The sequence below is a fragment of the Streptomyces graminilatus genome (genome assembly GCF_001418565.1).
GTDB lineage: Bacteria > Actinomycetota > Actinomycetes > Streptomycetales > Streptomycetaceae > Streptomyces > Streptomyces graminilatus.
This window is the reverse complement of the sequence record NZ_LIQQ01000624.1, coordinates 1-207: the sequence shown is the minus strand read 5'-3', so window position 1 is coordinate 207 and position 207 is coordinate 1.

Below are 207 nucleotides of genomic sequence, written 5' to 3'. Positions count from 1 at the left end.
CGGCGAACACCTTGACGGCGCGCAGGGCATCGCCGAAGGGGTGGCGGTGGCCGCCCCGCACGGGGGCGGCACCGGAGCCGGCGGAAGCCGCGGAGGCTACGGACGCGGGAGTGAAGGCTGCTGCGCTCATGCCTCCATGGTTGCTTCCCAGGCCTCCGTTGCCATCGGCCCACGGGTCGAACCTCCATCGCCTCCCCCTCCACCTCC